The sequence below is a fragment of the Pseudoxanthomonas sp. LH2527 genome, assembly GCF_022539275.1.
Lineage (GTDB): Bacteria > Pseudomonadota > Gammaproteobacteria > Xanthomonadales > Xanthomonadaceae > Pseudoxanthomonas_A.
Window position 1 is genome coordinate 1 of the sequence record NZ_JAKZBW010000016.1, and the last position, 18930, is coordinate 18930.

An 18930-nucleotide genomic window follows, 5' to 3' on the forward strand; every position below is an offset into this window, starting at 1 on the left:
CGCCGCCGCAGGACACGCCGCCGCCGCCGGTCAAGAACCTGGCGCCGCCGAAGACCACGCCGCTGCCGCCGCCGCCTGAGGCGCCGCCGGTCGATATCGCCGAGCCGCGTCCGACCGATATCGTGACGCCGCCGTCGCCGCCGGCTCCGCCCGCTCCGACGCCGGACATCGGCGCCAGCGTGGACATCTCGTCGAAGAACATGAACCCGCCGCGTTACCCGCCCGCCGCCGCGCGCGCCGGTATCGAAGGTACGGTCATCCTGATCATCGACGTCGATGCCAACGGCAACGTGACCAACGTGTCGGTGGAGAAGTCCAGCCGCAACCGCGATCTCGATCGCGCCGCGATGGACGCCGCACGCAAGTGGCGCTTCAATGCTTCCGTCGTCAATGGCCAGAAGGCTGCAGGCCGCGTCCGCGTGCCGGTGGACTTCAACATGGGCGGCTGATGCCATCAGGCATCGACAGAGTTCAACGTAACCCGCAACACTCTCAATCAACACTTATATAAAGGTAAGCGTCATGCTGCAGGAAACCCTTTTCGCCGCCGCCGCCGGGGGCAACAACGCCGCGAATGCCCTGTCGCAGATGGGCTTCGAGCACATGATCTCCGAGATGGTCAGCAAGCCCGGCGAGTTCATCGTCTCCTGGGTCGTGCTGCTCACCCTGGTGATCATGTCGGCCATGTCGTGGTACTGGACCGTCATCAACGTGCTGCGCAGCAGCCGCCTGAAGGGCCAGGCTGACCGCGTGACGAGTGCCTTCTGGGAAACCCCCAACGCGCAGGACGCCATCCGCCTGATGGAAGAACAGCCGAAGAACGAGCCGTTCTCCAAGATCGCGCTGGACGCCGCCCAGGCTGCCGCTCACCACCAGCGTTCGGAAGGTTCGGGCGAAACGCTGAGCCGCTCGGAGTTCGTGGACCGCGCCCTGCGCCAGGCTGTGACCCGCGAGAGCACCAACCTGCAGGGCGGCATGACGCTGCTCGCCACCGTCGGTGCGACCGCGCCGTTCGTGGGTCTGCTGGGTACGGTGTGGGGCATCTACGGCGCCCTGATCCGCATCGGTGCGACCGGCCAGGCGTCGATCGACGCGGTTGCCGGCCCGGTGGGTGAAGCGCTGATCATGACCGCCATCGGTCTGTTCGTCGCCATCCCGGCCGTGTTCGCCTACAACTTCTTCAGCAAGACGAACGCCGCGGTCATCGCCAAGTTCGACACGTTCGCGCACGACCTGCACGACTTCTTCGCCACCGGCTCGCGCGTTCGCTGAGCCGGCGGTACAAGCAGTCAACGCAACGTTCTAGACGGAGCCCGTCATGGCTTTCAGTAGTGGTAATAGCGGTGGCCCGATGGCCGAGATCAACGTCACGCCCCTCGTGGACGTGATGTTGGTGCTGCTGATCATCTTCATCATCACGGCGCCGCTGATGTCGCACAAGGTGAAGATCGACCTGCCCGAAACTCCCCAGATCGCGAAGGACGAGCAGGACGGTCCGAAGACCCCGCCGATCACCATCTCCGTGAAGGAGAACGGTGACCTGTACTGGGGCGACGAGCCGGTCAGCAAGGAAATCCTCGAGTCGCGCCTGTCCAGCGCCGCCCAGCTGCAGCCGCAGCCGAAGCTCAACCTGCGTGGCGACAAGACGACCAAGATGGGCGTCATTGCCGACGTCACCAAGATCGCGCAGGGTCAGGGCATGCTGGACATCGGCTACGTGGCCACGAAAGAGAAGGGGCAGTAAGCCATGGCATTCAGCAGTGGTGGAAGCAAGGGCCCCATGGCCGACATCAACGTCACGCCCCTGGTGGACGTGATGCTGGTGCTCCTGATCATCTTCATCGTGACCGCCCCGATCATGACGTACCCGATCGAAGTGGCCCTGCCGCAGCGTGTGATCAACCCGCCGCCGCAGATCAAGGAACCGCCGCCGCCGATCGACCTGCGGATCAACGCTGACGGCACGATCTATTGGAACAACAGTCCGGTGAACGTGGCGGACCTGCAGACCCGCATGGAAAACGAAGTCCAGCGTGATCCGACCAACCAGCCCGAGCTGCGCATCGAAGCCAACTCGGAAGCGCATTACGAAGTGATGGCCAGGGTCCTGGCCGCCGCCAAGAACGCGCAGATGCTGAAGATCGGTTTCGTGCAGTAATCCTGACGCGCAACGCCGTTTTGAACGCCGCCCTCCGGGGCGGCGTTTTTGTTTGGACGAAGCGAACCCTCTTGCGGCGCCCCGGGGACGGGCGTAGCGTCCGGCTTACGGTCCTGACAGAAGGAGGTGTGCCATGGCGTTCTCCGCTCCCGCAAGCCGTTCCGAACTGGCCGAAATCAACATCACGCCGTTGGTGGACGTGATGCTGGTCCTGCTGGTGATCTTCATGGTCACCGCGCCCATGCTGTCGCGGCCGATCGAGGCGATGCTGCCGCAGGCCACACCGCCGGTGACGCGGATCGAGCCTCCCAACGACCTGGTGCTCAAGGTTGGCATGGCCGGGCATTACACCCTGGACGACCGGCCGGTGACGCTGTCCGAACTTCGCGCCCGGCTGGAGGATGCCCGCATCGCCGATCCTCGCACCGTGCTGCAGGTGGAAGCGGCCGATGACGCCGACTACCAGCAGCTGGTCAGTGCCTTGGCCCAGGCCGAAGCCAGCGGGATCGGCAACATCGCAATGAGGAACTGAGCCGCCCGCGACGCCGGGACCGGCGTCAGTGCCGGCCGGCGGCGGCGGTGTCCAGGATGCCCAGGTAACGGCGTACCGTCGCGTCCAGGCCGGCGTAAAGCGCCTCGCCGATCAGGGCATGGCCGATGGACACTTCCAGCACGTCGGGCACCGTGGCCAGGAAACGGCCCAGGTTTTCCTGACTCAGATCGTGCCCGGCATTGACGCCCAGGCCCAGCGCCTGGGCCTGGCGCGCGGTCGCGACGCAGCGGTCGAGTTCGCCGGTGGGCTCGCCCCGTGCGGCCGCCTCGGCGTACGGACCGGTGTAGATCTCGATGCGGTCCGCCCCGAGCTGCGTCGCCTGCTCCAGCCCTTCGCAGCCGGCGTCGACGAACAGACTGACCCGGCATCCCAAGGCCTTCAGCGCGGCCACCAGTGGGCGCAGGCGCTCGCTGTCGCGGGCGAAGTCGAAACCGTGGTCGGACGTGATCTGCCCGTCGCCGTCCGGCACCAGGGTCGCCTGCGCCGGCCGCACGTCATCGCAGAGCGCGAGGAAGCCGGGATAGCCCGCTCTCGGTGGCGCGAACGGATTGCCTTCGACATTCAATTCGACGCCTTGCGCGCGGGTCAGTTGCGACAGGGCGCGGACATCGTCGGGGCGGATGTGGCGCTGGTCCGGCCGTGGATGCACGGTGATGCCGTGCGCGCCGGCCGCCAGGCAGGTGCGTGCGGCGCGGACCACGTCGGGCTCGCTGCCGCCACGGGAATTGCGGAGTACCGCGATCTTGTTGACGTTGACGCTGAGCAGGGTCACGGGGCCGGCGGCTCCGCAGGCGGCGGCGCCTGGCGGCGCGCCTCGGCCAGCTCGCGCAGTCGCCGCAGTTCGACCGGGTCGATCATCATCGACGGGTCGCGGCTGGTCTCGCCCAGGCGGCGCGCGTGCCGGCCCAGGATCCACGCCACGAACAGGCCCAGCGACACCAGCATCAACACGACCATCAGCGGCATCGACGTCGTGCGCACGGCCATGAACATGCAGCCGATGGCCATCAACAGGAAAAGCCAGTGCATCATCCACCCCCGCAGCTTGGTGGCCGCATCTTACCGCTTCCCTCCGACATCAAAAACGGCCGTGCTTCACAGCAGCGGCGACATCAGCCGGGCCAGCGCTTCGGGCAGCCGGTGCCGCCAGAGCGCGCGGTCGCGCTGCATCTTGACGACCTGGCTGGCGGCGATCTCGCCTTCCATCCATTGCGCCAGGGTGCCGGCGACGCCGCGGTCGCGGAACATCATGGAGATCTCGAAGTTCAGCCGGAAACTGCGGTGGTCGAAATTGGCGCTGCCGACGATCGCCAGCGTGTCGTCGCAGAGCAGCGCCTTGCTGTGCATCATCCGCGGGCCGTACTCGTACACCTTCACGCCGGCCGCCAGCAGCTCGTCGAAGTAGGAACGCGCCGCCAGCGTGGCCAGCCGCGAGTCGCTGACCTTGGGCACCACCAGGCGCACGTCCAGGCCGCCGAGCGCCGCCGACGTCAGCGCCATGCGCGCGGCTTCGCCGGGCACGAAGTAGGGCGTCACCAGCCACACGCGCTGCTTCGCTTCGTGGATCGCCGCCACCTTGGCGCGATGGATCGGCTCCCACGCCGAGTCCGGGCCGGAGACCAGCGCCTGCACCGCAATGCCGCCGCGCACGTTCGCATCCTCCGCGCTCCACAGGCGCGTGCCCTGGAAGTCCTTGCGCTGCTGTCCGGTGGCATACACCCAGTCCTCGACGAACACCTGCTGGATGCTGCGCACGATCTCGCCTTCCAGCCGCAGATGCAGGTCGCGGAAGGCGTCCTCGCGCAGCGACTCGTCCTCGTCGTCGGTGACATTGATGCCACCGGTGAACGCGATGCGCCCGTCCACCACCACGATCTTGCGGTGCGTGCGCAGGTTCAGCCACGGGCGGGTGAAGGGCCGGAAGCGGGTGGGGTGGAACCAGGCGTGCTCGCCGCCCGCGTCGATCAGCGCACGCAGCGCCCGGCTCTTCAACCGGTTCGAGCCCACGGCGTCCAGCAGCAGCCGCACCTTCACCCCCTCGCGCGCCTTCACCGTGAGCGCTTCAAGGATGCGCTGGCCGGTGCGGTCGCCGTTGAAGATGTAGTACTCCAGATGGATGTGGTTCTCGGCCAGCGCGATGGCGTCGAGGATGGCCTGATAGGTGGCGCAGCCGTCGACCAGTTGCTGTACCGACGTGGCAGTGGCGGGCGGCAGCCCGGTCGTCTTCTGCGCCAGCATCGGCAGCTCGGCGCTGTTGCCGTCGCTGGGTGCGAACACCTCGTAACTCCCCACGCCCTCGCGTGAGCGCCTGCGGCGCAGCTGGTGCCGCTTGATGCGCTGCGGGCCGAGCAGGAAGTAGATCAGGTAGCCCACGTAGGGCAGCAGCGCCAGCGACAGCAGCCAGCTCAACGTCGCCACCGGTTCCCGCTTCTGCAGGACGATCCAGGCGCACAGCGGCACCAGATACAGCAGCCAGGCCAGGGTCACCCACCAGCCCAGGTGGGGAAGCGAGGACCAGGCCCCGTGCACCGCGTTCAGGAATTCCGACATGCGCGGATTCTAGAGGGCGGCTGCCGCCGTGAGGTGACGGCGCGGTCCTGACTGCCGGCGTCCCGGCGATGTCGGCGAGCCGCAGGCCACGCCGACCCGCGCGATCTCCCCGCGTGTCCTGTGGAACGTCCGCACGCCGAATGACGTGAGGTTGCGTCTCTTTTCTGCGACTTACATCACATCTTTGCGGCCGACGCGCGCCGCGAACGGGCAAGGACAGGGGGAATGCCGTGAACAGGATCTATTGCAAGGTATGGAATCGGGCGCTGGGCCAGTGGGTCGTCGCCTCCGAGCTGGCGCGTGGTGACAGTGCCGGCGTCACCGGCGCGCAGCGAAGGACGCTGCCGCATCGGCACGCGCTCGTCATCGCGCTCCTGGCGGGCGGCATGGCGGCAGGCGCCCAGGCCAACACGACCATCGGCAGCAACAGCTTCGTGTCGCCCGACGGCGCCATCTGCAGTGCGGTCGGCACGCCGGCCCCCAACGCCGTCGCGGCATGGACCTGCCAGGTCCCCAACGGCAGCGGCGGCTACGCCATCATTTCCCGCATCAATGCCACCGCCACCGGTGCGCCCGACCTGACGGGCCTGGCGGGCGCACTGGGCCCGAACGCCGTGCTGATCGGCACCACCACCACCCAGGCCAGCGCCGACGGCGCGGTGGCGATCGGTCCCGGTGCCCGCGCCACGGCGGACACCGCCATCGCGCTGGGCGACCGCGCAAGCGCCACCGGCACGGGTGCCGTGGCCGTCGGCTTCAGTGCACGGGCCGAAGACGAGTACAGCGTGGCTCTGGGTGGCGGTGCCGTGGCGCTTGGCCAATCGTCCTATGCCATGGGCAACAACGCCCAGGCGCGTGATTTCGACGTCGCGATCGGCGCCGCCGCGTTGATCGGCTCCACCGGTTCCACCCAGACCACCGCCGTCGGCTACCAGGCCGGCGCGAACTCCACCCTTGTCGCCCAATCAACCTTCGTCGGCTTCGCCGCCGGCGCCCAGAGCAGCGGCACCAGCAACGCCTTCGTCGGCTCGCGGGCGGGCGCGCAGTCGGTGGGCGACTTCAACGTCGCCAATGGCACGTTCGCCCTGGCCGGCGCCAATGGCGACCACAACATCGCACAAGGCAACGGTGCGGGCGCCCTGGTCACCGGCGACGACAATGTCGCGATCGGCCGGCAGGCCGGCACGCTGACCACCTTCGCCGCCGACGGCACCCCGGCGGTGCTCACCCCCGCCGCCTTCAGCGAAACGGTGAGCATTGGCCACCAGGCTGCAGGCTTGGCGAACCGGGCGATCGCGATTGGCGTGGAGACCGTGGCAGCGGGCATCGATTCCATCGCGCTGGGCCCTGATGCCAGCGTGCAGTCCAACGCCACGCAGGGCATCGCCATCGGCGAAGGTGCCCTGGTGCGTGGCACGGCCGTGTCGACGGGCACGTCGTCCATCGCGATTGGTGATGGTGCAAACACTGGCCGCGGCGCGGGCCCAAGCACGTCAGGAGCGGCCAACACGATTGCCATTGGCACGGCAGCGCAGGCTGCGCGCGGCGCGGGTGGCATTGCCATGGGACAGGGCGCTAATGTCTGGAGCGCCAATACAATCGCGATCGGCACCAATGCGCGTGTCGGTGGCTCATTTGCCGACGCGCATGCAGGGGGTATCGCGATCGGCAACAACGCCGGGGCGGCCCGAGCCGACTCTATCGCAATCGGCAGCAACGCCATCGGCCACAGCCAGAGCGTCACCATTGGTGCCAACGCCACCACGACACCTTCTTTCGATGCATCCAATTATGGCGGCGGCAGCGTGGCGGTCGGCTATGGTGCGCAGGCCATCAGTGATGCCCGCCTTGGCAGGTCGCAAAGTGCCGCGTTCGGATACGGCGCTCGTGCAAACGTGGACGGTGGACTGTCGCTGGGTACCGCCGCCATCACCACGGCCGTCGATGGAGTGGCGATCGGCAACGCGTCGGTGGCCAGCACAGCAGCCGGCGTGATCGGCTATGACCCGCGCACCGGTTTGCCTGCAGCCATCACCTCGCCCACATGGGTCGCCACCATGGGTGCGGTCAGCGTGGGTGGTGCAGGCAACACGCGCCAGATCACCAATGTCGCCGCCGGCACGGAAGACACCGATGCGGTGAATGTGGCGCAGTTGCAGGCGGCGCAGACGCACTACTACAGCGTCAACGACAATGGCGTCCCGGGCGCCAACTACAACAACGACGGCGCCACCGGCGTCAGCGCGCTGGCGGCAGGTGTCGGCGCCCGTGCCGAAGGCCAGGCGGACACGGCCATGGGGTTCGACAGCCAGGCGTCGGGGTCCAACAGCATCGCCATCGGTACCTCGGCGCGCGCCTTGCAATCGCATGCGACGGCGATGGGTTACAGCGCTGAAGCCAGTGGCCAGAGTGCGGTGGCTATCGGCTTTGTGGCGCAGGCGGCAGGCGCGGGCAATATCGCCATCGGCCACGGCGCAGCTACCACGGGAGCCAACGTCACGGCCATGGGTACCTTCGCCTCGGCGACCCGGGACAACGCGATTGCGCTTGGAACAGGCGCCAGCGCGACCTACGAGAATGCGTTGGCGATGGGCACCAATGCCCGCGCCGTGAACGCGGACGACATCGCCATCGGCCGGGATGCATTGGCCTCGGGCGGCGACTCCCTCGCCATCGGCGGGCAGGCCACCGGTCTGGCGTCCACCGCGATTGACGGTGTCGCCGAAGGGGATTCCTCCACCGCACTGGGAGGACGGGCCGTCGGCGCCGCTTCGTTGTCCATCCACGATGGTCTGGCGCTGGGCCAGAACAGCAATGCGATCGGTACCGAGGTGGTGGCACGCGGCAATCGCAGCACGGTCCTGGGCTGGGTGTCGGAAGCCAATGGCGACCAGAGCCTGGCGATCGGCGCCGAGGCGATTGCCGACGGCGTCTCCTCCATGGCCATCGGTACCGGTGCGCGCGCCAACGGCGAGAACAGCATCAGCATCGGCACAGGCAATGTCGTGAACGGCGACCGCAGCGGAGCGATCGGCGATCCCAGCATCATCGATGCATCCGACAGCTACAGCGTGGGCAACAACAACACGCTGGGCGCGGCGGCGAACAACAGCTTCGTGCTGGGCAACAACGTCACCATCGACGTGGACAACGCCACGGCGCTGGGCAACGGTACCGGCGTGACCCAGGCGGGCGGCGTGGCCCTGGGCAGCGGTTCGCTCGCCAGCACGGCCGCGGGCGCCGTGGGCTACGACCCGCGCACCGGCGTGCCGTCCACCGACACCTCCGCCACCTGGGTCAGCACGCAGGCCGCCGTCAGCGTGGGCAGCGCGGGCAACACGCGCCAGATCACCAACGTCGCCGCCGGCACAGAAGAGACCGATGCAGTCAACGTGGCGCAGCTGCAGGCAGCACAGGCCGCCGCCACGACGCACTACTACAGCGTCAACGACAACGGCGTCATCGGCGGCAACTACGACAACGATGGTGCGCTGGGAACCAATTCCCTGGCGGCCGGTGTGGACACCTTTGCATTTGGCGAAGGCAGTACGGCGGTTGGCTCGCAGAACTTCGCGATTCGTCAGTACAGCACCGCTGTCGGCCACGACAACCTGGCCTTGGCAGTGAGCAGCACGGCGGTCGGCGACAGCAACCAGGTCTGGAGCGACCAGTCCGGCGCGTTCGGATTCAACAACCGCGTCGGTGAAATCCAGCCTCCCCCCCAGCCGACACCTTCACGCTACAGCAACAGCTACGCCGTCGGTTCGGGCAACGTGATCGAAGCCAACAACACGTTCGTGCTGGGCAACAACGCCAACCTCAACGTCGACAACGCTACCGCGCTGGGCCACGCCACGAGCGTGACCCAGGCCGGCGGGGTGGCACTGGGCAGCGGCTCCATCGCCAGCACCGCGGCGGGCGTCGCAGGCTACGACCCGCGCACCGGCCTGCCGTCCACCGACATCTCCGCCACCTGGGTCAGCACGCTGGCCGCCGTCAGCGTGGGCAGTGCAGGCAACACCCGCCAGATCACCCACGTCGCGGCAGGCACCGAAGACACCGACGCGGTGAACGTGGCGCAGCTGCAGGCGGCGCAGGATGCGGCCACCACGCACTACTACAGCGTCAACGACAATGGCACGCCGACCGGCAACTACAACAACGATGGCGCGACCGGTCTCAATGCGCTGGCGGCCGGCGTCAACGCGACAGCCGTCGGGGCCGACGCCGTCTCGATCGGGTCGGGTGCGCAAGCGAGTCGCATTGGCAGCGTCGCCATCGGCTCGCTGGCGCGATCACAGGGCACGGATGCCATCTCCCTCGGGCGCAACGCGCTTGCCGGCCAGGTTTCCAACGGCGCAGGCTCGATTGCGATCGGCGCCGATTCGCAAGCCATCCGCGCCCGCAGCGTCGCGATAGGCAATTCGGCGGTGGTGAATGCCACGGTGGCGAGTGGCGTGGCGCTGGGTGCGGCGACGAACGTCGCGGCGGATTTCGGTGTGGCGCTGGGCTTCGGTTCGGTCGCGAATCGCGCAGCAGGATCGACAGGCTATTCGCCGGCAGGTGCCACGGCGACGGATATTGCCACGATCCAGGCCACCAACAGCACCAACCTGGGCGCGGTCAGCGTCGGCACGGGCGCGGCGGGCGGGAATCGCCAGATTATCAATGTCGCCGCCGGCACTCAGGCCAGCGATGCGGTCAACGTGGCCCAGTTGCAGGCCGTAGCGACAACAGCCAACGCCGGCTGGAACGCCACCGACGCCGCCGGCAACACCGCCAACATCGGCCCGAACGGTACGGTGACGTTCGAGAGCGGCAATACCAACATCGCGGTGAGCCAGACCGGCGTGGACGACGACGGCGTGGTCGACATCACGCTGAGCAACAACCTCGACCTGACGGCCGCAGGCAGTGTCACCACCGGCGACACGCTGATGAACAACGCGGGCGTGGCGGTGGGCACGAACGTGGCGCTCGGCAGTGGCGGATTGACCGTCATCGGCGGCACGACAACGACGGTGGTCAATGGTGATGGACTGACCAGCGGCTCGGTCGCGTTGAGCGGCGTGAGCAACGACATCACCGGTCTGTCGAACACGACCCTGACCGATCCGACCTTCGCCACGGCCGGACGCGCGGCGACGGAAGAGCAGCTGCAACTGGTCGAACAGTCGGCCAACGCCGGCTGGAACGCGACCGACGCCAACGGCAATGCCGCCAACATCGGTCCCGGAGGCACGGTGACGTTCGAGAGCGGCAACACGAACATCGCGGTGAGCCAGACCGGTGCCGACGACGATGGCGTGGTGGACATCACGCTGAGCAACAACCTGGACCTGACGGCCGCAGGCAGTGTCACCACCGGCGACACGCTGATGAACAACGCGGGCGTGGCGGTGGGCACGAACGTGGCGCTTGGCAGCGGTGGCCTGACCGTGATCGGCGGCACCACGACGACCATCGTCAGCGGTACCGGCGTGAGCAGCGGCAACGTGGTGCTGAGCGGCGTGAGCAACGACATTACCGGGCTGTCGAACCGGACCCTGATCGACCCGACCTTCGCCACGGCCGGACGCGCGGCGACCGAAGAGCAGTTGCGCCTGGTGCGCAACGAGATCACCAGCGGGTTCACCCCGCCCACGCGCTACTACGGCGTCAATTCGCTGGGCGGCGGCAACCAGCTGGGCGAGGGCGCGACCGGCGAAGATGCGATGGCGCTCGGCAAGGACGCCGAATCCGAAGGCCAGGACGCGGTCGCGATGGGCCGCGGTGCGCGCGCGACCGAAGACGACAGCATGGCATTGGGTGCAGGTTCCCAGGCACTGTCGCTCAATGCGCTCGCCATCGGCGCGGGTGCGGTGGCCTCGCACGAGAACAGCATCGCGCTGGGCGCCGGTTCCGCCACCACGGTCGGTGCGCGCGCGGGCTACCAGGGTGCCTACGTCGGCAGCAGCAGTTCCACCGGTGAAATGAACATCGGCGGGCGCCAGCTCACCGGCGTCGCCGCGGGTTCGGCCGCGACCGATGCGGTCAACGTCAGCCAGCTGCAGGGCGGCGTGACGCAGGCGATCACCGAGGCCAACAATTACACGGACGCGCGCATCGCCACCATCGAGGGCGACCTGGTCGACATCCGCGGCGACATCACCGACATCCAGGGCGACATCGTGCGCATCGAGGGCGACATCACCAATCTGGACACGCGCGTCGGCGACGTGGAAGGCGACGTGGCCAGCCTCACCACCACCGTCAACCAGTTCGACAACCGGGTGACCAACCTCGAACGCGGCGGCAGCGGTCCGTTCCAGGTCACGCAGGGAGAAACCTACGTGGCACCTGCGCCGACCGGTGCCAACGCCAGCGCGGGCGGCAACGGCGCCGTCGCCAGCGGTGACAACAGCACGGCCGTCGGCAACCAGTCGGTGGCCAGCGGCGACAACAGCACGGCGATCGGGCAGGGCGCGGTCGCCAGCCACGACAACAGCGTGGCGCTCGGTCGCGGCTCGGCCACCACCGTCGGCGCGCAGCGCGATTACAACGCTGCGTACGTCGGCACCAGCACGTCCACCGGCGAGGTCAACATCGGCGGCCGCACGATCAGCGGCGTGGCGCCCGGCATCGCCGGCACCGATGCCGTGAACGTCAACCAGCTCGATGCCGGCGTCGACTACGCGATCAACCAGGCCAACGCCTACACCGACACCCGCTTCAACCAGTTCGAGGGCGACATGTGGAACCTCGAACGCGGCTATCGCGGCGGCACCGCGTCGGCGATGGCGATGGCGGGCCTGCCGCAGGCCTACCTGCCCGGCAAGAGCATGCTGTCGTTCGCGTTCGGTGGTTACCAGGGCGAGTACGGCATGGCGTTCGGCCTGTCGACGATCAGCGACAACGGTCGCTGGGTCTACAAGGCGCAGGCCACCGGCAACACCACGCGCGACTGGGGTTTCTCGGTCGGCGCCGGCCTGCAGTGGTGATCGCATGACTCGCCCCTTCCGTCCTTCAAGGAGTCCGCTGATGTCCCTGTCGTCCAAGCGCCGGCCTGCGGTGCCGCTGTGGATCGCCTGCGCCGTCGGGCTGGCGCTGAGTGCGTGCGGCACGCGCCATGTCAGTCACGACATCTCGCCGGCGGGCGTTGCCGGAGAGGTCGTGTTTCCCGACCCGGCCGACGTCCTGTTCAACCACGGCACCTTCCCGAACCGCGACAACCTGCGCGCCATCGCCGCCGGCGTCACCAAGCCGCAGCTGTACGACCTGCTGGGGCGGCCGCATTTCCGCGAAGGCCTGCGCGCGCGCGAGTGGGACTACCTGTTCCACTTCCGCACGGCGCAGGGCTTGACCACCTGCCAGTACAAGGTCCTGTTCGACCGCGACTACACCGGGCGCAGCTTCCACTGGGCGCCGGCCTCGTGCGCCGCGCTGCTGGACGCGCCCGCCGCCGCGCCGACGGCCGCGACCAACCGGTTCGAACTGTCGGGCGATGCGCTGTTCGCCTTCGACCGCCACGCCGTCGCCGACATCCTGCCCGGCGGGCGCGAACAGATCGCGGCCATCGCCGCCGAGCTGCGCGACAGCAACATCAGCTCGTTGCAGGTCATCGGCCACACCGACCTGCTGGGCGACGACCGCTACAACCATCGGCTGTCCCAGCAACGTGCGTTGTCGGTGCGCAGCCTGCTGATCGAACAGGGCATCGCGCCGGCGATGGTCACCGCGCTGGGGGCGGGCGAATCGCAACCGCTGAAGACCTGCGACGCCACGCTTGCGCTGCCGGCCAGGATCGCCTGCGAGCAGCCCAACCGCCGCGTGGAGGTCCTGGCGCATGGCGTGCGTTGAGGGTGTCCGGGCGTGCCTGTTCGCCGTGCTGCTGGCGTCGGTAGCGGCCGGTCCTGCATGGGCGCAGGCGTCGTCAACGGCGGCGAAACCGCCGAACGCCGCACGCGTGCTGGCCCCCGGTGCGGCGCTCGATGCCGCCGTGCAGGCCGCGCTGATGGTCGACGCCGGTCGGGTCGGCGAACTGTGGGATGGCGCCTCAGCGGTCGCCAAGCGTGCGGTCACGCGCGAGGTCTTCGTGGCGGGCATCTCGGCCGCGCGCAAGCGCCAGGGCGCGCTGGCCAACCGGCAGTGGCTGGCCGTGCGCCGCCAGGTGCATGACGGCAAGCAGGGCGTGCCTGCCGGCCATTACGTCAGTGTCGAACTGCTGGCACAGGCGAGCGACGGCAAGCTGGTGCGCGAACTGGTGTCGCTGCGGATGGACGAGGACGGCACGGCGCGCCTCAGTGGCTATGTGGTGGAGTGAGGGCATGCGCAGCGTCTTCGCTTCCCCGATCACGGTCGTCCTGCTGCTCGCGGTCGCCATCGCCCTGCCGGCCGCCGCACAGTCCGCGCGGCCGGCGGCCACGCCGTCGACAGGCGCCGTCAGCGCGTCGCTGTATGCCGTCAACGCCGCCTCGCTTGCTACCGCCATGACGTACTGCATGAAGACGCACGGTCCGCTGCGCGTCGGCTCGCGCGGCGAGACCTGCTTCCGCGAGGCGCGCAACCTGCTGGCGCGCTATGGCCTCAGGACGCATGCCGAGCGGATCGACCAGGCCTGTCACGACCCGGCCCAGTTCAACACTTGCATCACGCCGGAAATCGGCCGGCTGGTGATGGAACTGAACACGCACTTCGACGAACGCCGCCCGTAGGCCATCGCGCGGATCTCCAGCGCTGCGACGCCGCTGCCGTAAGGTGCGGCGATGGGCGCACCGAAACATCCGGGCATCAAGGGACGCGGGTCCACCGGCTACCTGCCGGGCCGGTTCGCCGTGACCACGCCGGATGCGATCGACGATGGCTGGCACCACGCCGACACCGAGGGCGACATCGCGTCCGCGCCGCACACGCAGGTGATCGAGGAGTTCGCGCGCAGCGTCATCACCCGCAACCAGTCGCCGGACATCCCGTTCGACCAGTCGTTGAACCCCTATCGCGGCTGCGAGCACGGGTGCAGTTACTGCTTCGCCCGTCCGTCGCACGCCTACCTCGATCTCTCGCCCGGGCTGGACTTCGAAACGAAGATCTTCGCCAAGACCAACGCGCCGGAGGCATTGCGGCGCGAACTGGCCAGGCGCGGCTACGAACCGCGCCCGATCTCGCTGGGCATCAATACCGATGCCTACCAGCCGGCGGAACGGAAACTGCAGCTGACCCGCCGCATCATCGAGGTGCTGGCGGAGACGAAGCATCCGTTCTCGCTGATCACCAAGAACGCGCTGGTCGAACGCGACCTCGACCTGCTCGCACCGATGGCGCGGGAACGGCTGGTGCACGTGTACTTCTCCATCACCACCCTGGACAACGCGCTGTCGTCGCGACTGGAACCACGTGCGTCCGCGCCCCACAGCCGGCTGCGGGCGGTGAAGCGGCTCAGCGAAGCGGGCGTGCCGGTCGGGGTGATGTTCGCGCCGGTGATTCCCTGGGTGAACGACCACGAGCTGGAAGCCGTCCTCGAAGCGGCACGCGAGGCCGGCGCGACCGCCGCCGGTTACGTGTTGCTGCGCCTGCCGCACGAAGTGGCGCCGCTGTTCCGCGACTGGCTGCAGACGCATCTGCCGGACCGCGCGGCGCACGTGATGAGCACGGTCCAGCAACTGCGCGGCGGCAAGGATTACGACAGCCGCTTCGGCACGCGGCTGCGCGGCGAGGGCGTGTATGCGGATCTGCTGGCGCGACGCTTCGCGCTGGCGCTGAAGCGTCATGGCTTCGCGGGACGGCGGCATCCGCCGTTCGACGTGACGCGCTTCGTGCCGCCGCGCGCACCCTCGCCGCAGGGCGAACTGTTCTGACGCGCGTGCGGCGCGTGAGCCGCCGCCGCTAACCCGCTTCAGCCGCCGCCGTACAGCCGTTCCGCGCGCTGGAACAGCACCCAGCTGGTGGCGATGTACTTGTCGCCGCCGAGCGGACGGTTGCCGCGGTGCGTGTGGGTGAAGGCGGTCGGCGCGATCAGCAGGCTGCCGGTGCGCGGCACGATCTTGCGCTGCTGGTGGAAGAACTCGGTCTCGCCCGCGCCGAAACCGTCGTTGAGGTAGATCGTCCACAGCACGTGGCGGTGCAGGGTCTCGGCGTCGGCCGCCTTCGGGAACAGCTCGCAGTGCCAGTACGGGTAACCGCCCTCACCGTCGGTGTAGCGCTGCAGGTTGATCCGCCCCGGCACGAACACCTTCATCACCAGCTTCATCAACGCGGCATCGTCCATGCCCGCGATGTCGTCATGGCGCAACCGCCGCAACGTGCCTTCCGCATCCGGCTGCTGCAGCATCAGCGGCGCGATCAGGCTGAAGGGATAGGTGCGCAGGTAGCGCTGCAGGCCGGTGAGCACGGCCAGGTTGAGCCGCTGTTCCACGTCGCGCCACGCGGCCTGGCCGGTGATGCTGATGTCGCGGCTGTGCTTGAGCTCGGGGTAGAGGCCGCCGCCGACCCGCCCGGGCTGGTCCTGCCCGCTGGCATCGAAACGCGCCACGATGGCGCGGCAGGTGTCCGCGTCCAGCGCGTCGGGGTAGACCTCGATGAAGTCGGCGGCAGTAGCGGTCATGCCGGGATTCTAGTCGCTCCGCCAAGCGATGTCGGCCTGGCGGGCTGCCGGGTCACTTTGCGAGTGGATTGTTGGGTATGCGACGCAGATCGTACTCGCGCGGGGATTGCACGGCATGTGTGAGCCTACAGCCGCGTGCGAGCATCTCTGAGGCGCCGGGGCCTACATAGAACGCGTTGATACGAGTGAAGAGCGTGCCGATGGCATTGGAAAAAACCGATTGAATCGCCCTCGCAATTGGTGTGTCCGACACGGTGCCGACTCGTCCTGAAATGAGTGTGTCGGGCGAAAAAAGACCGCCATGCGTAATGGTGACGCTGTCGGGATTCGCCAGTTGATCGACCGCGTACCGAATATCACCCGTGCTCTGTGGGACTGGGCGGACGTTGACGGCATGGCCGAACGCCGTGACCAGGTACGTGGGATTGCTGCTCGACGAGCCCTCTGCGGCCAAGCGGAGACTGGGAAGTCGTGCACCCGCTTCGATGATGATGGGCTGAGGCGACTCAAAGAGTCCGGTCAGCGAATAAGCGAGATTGAGCTTCTTCTCTGCTTGCTCGAAGACGGGCAGCAAGTCATCCGGCGTCGCAAAGAAGTGGCGCTGCATATTGTGTGCACTTGAGATCGAACTCCAGTCGCCACTTTACCGCTCTGCTCACGCCGCCGCGGCGTCATGCGCCCGGTGATAGCCGACCGCCGCTTCGACTTCCTGCTTCGAGCCCAGGAACACCGGCACGCGCTGGTGCAGCTGGGTGGGGTGCAGCGACAGGATGTCCTCGCGGCCGGTGCTGGCGGCGCCGCCGGCCTGTTCCACCAGCAGGCCCATCGGGTTGGCCTCGTACATCAGCCGCAGCTTGCCGGCCTTGCCCGGGTCCTTGCGGTCCCAAGGGTAGATGAAGATGCCGCCGCGGGTCAGGATGCGGTGCACGTCGGCCACCATGCTGGCGATCCAGCGCATGTTGAAGTCCTTGCCGCGCGGGCCGTCCCTGCCGGCGAGCAGGTCGCCGACGTAGCCCTGCATGGGCGCTTCCCAGTGGCGCTGGTTGGACAGGTTGATGGCAAACTCCTTCGTCTCTTCCGGAATCCGCATGTCGCGCTGGGTCAGCACGAAGGCGCCCTGTTCGCGGTCCAGGGTGAAGGCATGCGTGCCGTTGCCGGTGGTCAGCACCAGCATCGTGCTGGGGCCGTAGATGCAGTAGCCGGCGGCCACCTGGTCGCGGCCGGGCTGCAGGAAGTGCTCGTCGCCCGGCGTGGTCACGCCGTCCGGCGAACGCAGCACCGAGAAGATGGTGCCCACCGAGACGTTGACGTCGATGTTCGAGCTGCCGTCCAGCGGATCGAACAGCAGCAGGAAGCCGCCGCGCGGGTAGGCGTCCGGGATCGGCTGGCTGTGGTCCATCTCTTCCGATGCGCAGGCGGCCAGGTGGCCGCCCCAGGCGTTGGCTTCCAGCAGGATGTCGTTGCTCAGTACGTCCAGCTTCTTCTGCGCCTCGCCCTGCACGTTGCCGGTGCCGGCGTCGCCCAGCACGCCGCCCAGCGCGCCCTTGCTGACCGCGATGGAGATGCTGGTGCAGGCGCGGGCGACCACCGCGATCAGCTGGCGCAGGTCGGCGCTGATGCGGCCGGCGCGCTGCTCCTCGATCAGGTAGCGGCTCAGCGAGACGGCGGACGGAGCGGGAGCGGGCATGATGGGGTCCACGGCAAAGGTGGCGCGCATTGTCCGGGTTGACGAGACCAATGCAAGACCACTCGCTATGCTGGCGGCCCTGGACGAGGAAGGCAGGATGGACGAAGCAACTCCCGGCACCTGGCTGGCGCTGTCCTCGGCGCTCGGGCTGGGCCTGCTCATCGGACTGGTGCGCGAACGCAGCCCCGGTCGCGCGCACGGCATTGCCGGGCTGCGCACGCATGCGCTGGTGGCGCTCGGCGCGGCCGTCGCGGCCGCGCTCGGCCAGCCGGTGCTGCTGGTGGCGCTGGCGGTGACCGGCGTGCTGGCGGCGATGGGGTACCGGGCGACGCGCCGCGACGACCCCGGCCTGACCAGCGAGGTGACACTGGTGGTGACCTTCCTGCTCGGCGCCCTGGCGATGCGTACCCCGGCGCTCGCCACCGCGCTGGCGGTGGTGGTGGCGGTGCTGCTGTACGCCAAGCAGCCGCTGCACGAACTCACCCGCGACACCTTCAGCGAGCGTGAGGTCTTCGACGGCCTGCTGCTGCTGGCGTCGGCGCTGGTGATCCTGCCGATCCTGCCGGACCGCCCGATCGGTCCGTTCGATGCGATCAACCTGGCGACCATCTGGACGCTGGTGGTGCTGGTGATGGCGGTCAGCGCGCTGGGCCACATCGTGCTGCGGCTGGTCGGCAATCGCTGGGGACTGGCGGCGGCCGGCTTCTTCGCCGGCTATGTATCGTCGACCGCGGCGACCATCGGCTTCGGTCAACGTGCGAAGGAGACGCCGGCGCTGCTGCGCTCGGCGGTGGCGGCCGCGCTGCTGTCCAATCTGGCCTCGCTGACGCTGTGCGTGCCGATCCTGTGGACGGTGTCGCCGCCGCTGGTGCGCGACCTGCTGCCGGAACTGGGCGCGATTGGCGCGGTGCTGCTGGCCGGTGGCCTGCTGGGCCTGCACCGCAGCGAAGACGACGCGGTGAAACCGCCGACGTCGGAAAGCCGCATGTTCCGTTTCGGCCAGGCGCTGGGGTTCGCGCTGCTGGTCGCGGCGCTGACCTTTGTGGCGGCGGCATTGGCGGCGTGGATCGGGCCGCGCGGCGCGATGGCCGCAGCGGCAATGTCGGCGTTGGCGGAACTGCACGCCGCGGTGGCCACGCTGGCCACCCAGTTCGCGCGGGGCGGACTCGCAGCGGAAGAGGCGCGCTGGTGGATGCTGGCGTTGCTGGCGGCCAGCCTGATCGCCAAGTCGGTGATCGCCTGGGTCAGTGGCGGCGCGGCGTACGGCATGCGTGTGTCCGCAGGCCTGATGGCGGCGCTGGCGGCGGGTGCGGCGATGGTGTGGGTGTTCTGAGGTGCGGGTGATGCTGGGAGTGGGAGCGACGTCAGTCGCGATCGGCCATCCGGTGGAAAAGCATCGCGAC

Annotated in this window: 17 protein-coding genes; 11 read left to right on the forward strand and 6 right to left on the reverse strand. The window is 68.5% G+C overall.

Annotation, left to right across the window (positions count from 1 at the left end; all coding sequences use genetic code 11):
* The 5 genes from MMG85_RS10050 to MMG85_RS10070 all read left to right on the forward strand — a co-directional run.
* The coding region (locus tag MMG85_RS10050) for an energy transducer TonB (RefSeq protein WP_241045919.1) at positions 1-449 on the forward strand (449 nt) is incomplete at its 5' end.
* Between the two features lie 73 nt (positions 450-522).
* A complete protein-coding gene (gene exbB / locus MMG85_RS10055; protein WP_241045920.1) occupies positions 523-1272 on the forward strand; it encodes a TonB-system energizer ExbB in 750 nt (249 codons plus the stop codon).
* Positions 1273-1318: 46 nt separating this feature from the next.
* Positions 1319-1744 (forward strand): biopolymer transporter ExbD, encoded by a 426-nt coding sequence (locus MMG85_RS10060; RefSeq protein ID WP_241045921.1) that lies wholly within the window; start codon positions 1319-1321, stop codon positions 1742-1744.
* Positions 1745-1747: 3 nt separating this feature from the next.
* Positions 1748-2158, forward strand: coding sequence for a biopolymer transporter ExbD (locus tag MMG85_RS10065; protein ID WP_055938717.1), 411 nt, complete (start codon positions 1748-1750; stop codon positions 2156-2158).
* A 133-nt stretch (positions 2159-2291) separates the two neighbouring features.
* Positions 2292-2690, forward strand: a complete 399-nt coding sequence (locus MMG85_RS10070) for a biopolymer transporter ExbD (RefSeq protein ID WP_241045922.1) — start codon at positions 2292-2294, stop codon at positions 2688-2690.
* A 25-nt stretch (positions 2691-2715) separates the two neighbouring features.
* Here the strand turns inward: MMG85_RS10070 and MMG85_RS10075 are convergent, their stop codons facing one another.
* The 3 genes from MMG85_RS10075 to cls all read right to left on the reverse strand — a co-directional run bounded on the left by MMG85_RS10075 (position 2716) and on the right by cls (position 5261).
* Positions 2716-3483, reverse strand: coding sequence for a pyridoxine 5'-phosphate synthase (locus tag MMG85_RS10075; protein WP_241045923.1), 768 nt, complete (start codon positions 3481-3483; stop codon positions 2716-2718).
* Entirely contained in the window at positions 3480-3740 is a 261-nt protein-coding gene (locus MMG85_RS10080) for a hypothetical protein (RefSeq protein ID WP_241045924.1), read from the reverse strand. Before MMG85_RS10080 ends, MMG85_RS10075 begins: the two co-directional genes overlap by 4 nt.
* Before the next feature lie 66 nt (positions 3741-3806).
* Positions 3807-5261, reverse strand: coding sequence for a cardiolipin synthase (gene cls / locus MMG85_RS10085; protein WP_241045925.1), 1455 nt, complete (start codon positions 5259-5261; stop codon positions 3807-3809).
* 230 nt (positions 5262-5491) lie between these two features.
* On the opposite strand from cls, the gene MMG85_RS10090 reads away from it, so the two are divergent.
* Genes MMG85_RS10090 through MMG85_RS10110 form a run of 5 tightly spaced genes read left to right on the forward strand, consistent with a single transcriptional unit; the run spans position 5492 to position 15094 of the window.
* Positions 5492-12241 (forward strand): YadA-like family protein, encoded by a 6750-nt coding sequence (locus MMG85_RS10090; RefSeq protein WP_241045926.1) that lies wholly within the window; start codon positions 5492-5494, stop codon positions 12239-12241.
* A gap of 40 nt (positions 12242-12281) precedes the next feature.
* On the forward strand, positions 12282-13100 hold the full coding sequence (locus MMG85_RS10095; protein ID WP_241045927.1) for an OmpA family protein: 819 nt from the start codon (positions 12282-12284) through the stop codon (positions 13098-13100).
* On the forward strand, positions 13087-13563 hold the full coding sequence (locus tag MMG85_RS10100) for a DUF4019 domain-containing protein (protein ID WP_241045928.1): 477 nt from the start codon (positions 13087-13089) through the stop codon (positions 13561-13563). Before MMG85_RS10095 ends, MMG85_RS10100 begins: the two co-directional genes overlap by 14 nt.
* 4 nt (positions 13564-13567) lie before the next feature.
* Entirely contained in the window at positions 13568-13954 is a 387-nt protein-coding gene (locus MMG85_RS10105) for a hypothetical protein (protein WP_241045929.1), read from the forward strand.
* 51 nt (positions 13955-14005) lie between these two features.
* Complete coding sequence (locus tag MMG85_RS10110) at positions 14006-15094, forward strand: PA0069 family radical SAM protein (protein WP_241045930.1); 1089 nt, start codon at positions 14006-14008, stop codon at positions 15092-15094.
* A gap of 38 nt (positions 15095-15132) precedes the next feature.
* Here MMG85_RS10110 and MMG85_RS10115 read toward each other — a convergent pair whose 3' ends face one another.
* From MMG85_RS10115 to MMG85_RS10125, 3 genes are read right to left on the reverse strand one after another with little or no spacing between them, the layout of a single operon-like run.
* Positions 15133-15840, reverse strand: coding sequence for a 2OG-Fe(II) oxygenase (locus MMG85_RS10115; RefSeq protein ID WP_241045931.1), 708 nt, complete (start codon positions 15838-15840; stop codon positions 15133-15135).
* Positions 15841-15892: 52 nt separating this feature from the next.
* Positions 15893-16447, reverse strand: a complete 555-nt coding sequence (locus MMG85_RS10120; protein ID WP_241045932.1) for a hypothetical protein — start codon at positions 16445-16447, stop codon at positions 15893-15895.
* Positions 16448-16495: 48 nt separating this feature from the next.
* Positions 16496-17527, reverse strand: a complete 1032-nt coding sequence (locus tag MMG85_RS10125; protein WP_241045933.1) for a class 1 fructose-bisphosphatase — start codon at positions 17525-17527, stop codon at positions 16496-16498.
* Between the two features lie 97 nt (positions 17528-17624).
* Here MMG85_RS10125 and MMG85_RS10130 point away from each other — a divergent pair, with 97 nt between their 5' ends.
* Positions 17625-18860, forward strand: a complete 1236-nt coding sequence (locus MMG85_RS10130; RefSeq protein WP_241045934.1) for a DUF4010 domain-containing protein — start codon at positions 17625-17627, stop codon at positions 18858-18860.
* Positions 18861-18930: the final 70 nt, after the last annotated feature.